Here is a 2,050-nt window from a genome sequence, read left to right on the forward strand (position 1 = left end):
GTGCTGCTGGCGGAGGCGAACCAGTGGCCCGAGGACGTGGTCGACTACTTCGGCGACTACTCGGCCGGCGGCGACGAGTGCCACATGGCCTTCCACTTCCCCGTGATGCCCCGCATCTTCATGGCCGTACGCCGCGAATCCCGTTACCCCGTCTCCGAGATCCTCGCCAAGACCCCCGCCATCCCCTCCGGCTGCCAGTGGGGCATCTTCCTGCGCAACCACGACGAACTCACCCTGGAGATGGTCACCGACGAGGAACGCGACTACATGTGGGCCGAGTACGCCAAGGACCCCCGCATGCGCGCCAACATCGGCATCCGCCGCCGCCTCGCCCCCCTCCTCGACAACGACCGCAACCAGATCGAACTGTTCACCGCCCTGCTGCTGTCCCTGCCCGGCTCACCGATCCTCTACTACGGCGACGAGATCGGCATGGGCGACAACATCTGGCTCGGCGACCGCGACGCCGTCCGCACCCCCATGCAGTGGACCCCCGACCGCAACGCCGGCTTCTCGTCCTGCGACCCCGGGCGCCTGTTCCTGCCCACGATCATGGACCCCGTCTACGGCTACCAGGTCACCAACGTCGAAGCGTCCATGTCCTCGCCCTCGTCGCTGCTGCACTGGACCCGCCGGATGATCGAGATCCGCAAACAGAACCCCGCCTTCGGACTCGGCTCCTACACCGAACTGCCGTCGTCCAACCCGGCGGTGCTCGCCTTCCTGCGGGAGTACGAGGACGACCTCGTGCTGTGCGTGCACAACTTCTCCCGCTTCGCCCAGCCCACGGAGCTGGACCTCAGCCGGTTCGGCGGACGGCATCCCGTCGAGCTGTTCGGCGGGGTGCGCTTCCCCGCCATCGGCGAACTGCCGTACCTGCTCACCCTCGCGGGACACGGCTTCTACTGGTTCCGGCTGCGCCGCGAGGCCGCGTAACCCGGCGCCCGGTGGGGCGGTTTCCACCGTCCCACCCGGGGCACCCCTCAGTAACACCCCGACTACTCCCCGGGGAAAGGACGTGACGCCATGGCGGAAACGGTCACCCCCTTAGGCACCACAGGTTCACTCCTCGCCTCGCTCGACCCCCTGCTGCGCACCTGGCTGCCCCGGCAGCGCTGGTTCGCGGGCAAGGGGCGCCCGGTCACCGCCTTCACCCCGGTGACCGTCACCGAACTGCTGCCGCCCGGCGGCCGGCTGGGCCTGTACCACCTGCTGCTGCGGGTCCACCAGCCGTCCGCGCCGGGCGGCGAACCGCATGCCGGCGACTGCTACCAGCTCCTCGTCGGCGTGCGCCGGGCGCTGCCGCCCCGGCTGGCGCCCGCGCTGATCGGACACGTCACCAAGGGTCCGCTCGCCGGCTGCACGGTGTACGACGCGCTGTACGACCCCCGGCCCGCCGAGCTGCTGCTGGAGGCCCTGCGCCGCCGGACCCGGGTCGGCGTGCTGTGCTTCGATCGGGACACGCGCCAGGAGATCCGGCCCGGTCTCGTGGCCCGGCTGATGACCGCCGAGCAGTCCAACTCGTCCGTCGTCTACGGAGATACGTTTATTCTCAAGGTGCTGCGCCGAGTGGTGCCCGGCGTCAACCCCGACCTCGAGCTGCCGCTCGCCCTGGCCCGCGAGGGCTGCCCCCGGGTGCCCGCGCCGACGGGCTGGCTGCGCGCCGAGCCGGGCGGGGAGCCGTATGTGCTCGCCGTGCTCCAGCCCTATGTCAGCGGGGCGAGCGACGGCTGGGAGCTGGCGCTGCGCGAGCTGGCCAAGGGCGAGGACTTCGCGGCGGAGGCGCACGCCCTGGGCCGGGCCACCGCCGAGGTGCACACCGCGCTCGCCCGTGCCCTGCCCACCGTCACCCTCGGCCGCCCTCAACTGGAGTCGCTGGTCGACGGCATGACCGAGCGGCTGGCGGCGGCCGTGCGGGCGGTGCCGGCCCTGACGCCGTACGAACCCGGGCTGCGCTCGGCCTACACCGCGCTGGCCGACCTGGCCGCCGAGGGCCGCACCTGGACCGCCCAGCGGGTGCACGGCGATCTGCACCTGGGGCAGTGCCTGC

2 protein-coding genes are annotated in these 2,050 nt (G+C 71.7%); both read left to right on the forward strand.

The genetic code is table 11. The annotated features are described in order from the left end of the window. The coding region (locus tag H5J33_RS32790; RefSeq protein ID WP_181798352.1) for an alpha-glucosidase C-terminal domain-containing protein at window positions 1-936 on the forward strand (936 nt) is incomplete at its 5' end. A gap of 90 nt (window positions 937-1,026) precedes the next feature. Beyond that, window positions 1,027-2,050, forward strand: a 1,024-nt coding sequence (locus tag H5J33_RS32795; protein WP_181798353.1) for a maltokinase N-terminal cap-like domain-containing protein, incomplete at its 3' end; no start/stop codon positions are given.

It is taken from the genome of Streptomyces sp. WELS2, assembly GCF_013870595.1.
Classification (GTDB): Bacteria; Actinomycetota; Actinomycetes; order Streptomycetales; family Streptomycetaceae; genus Streptomyces.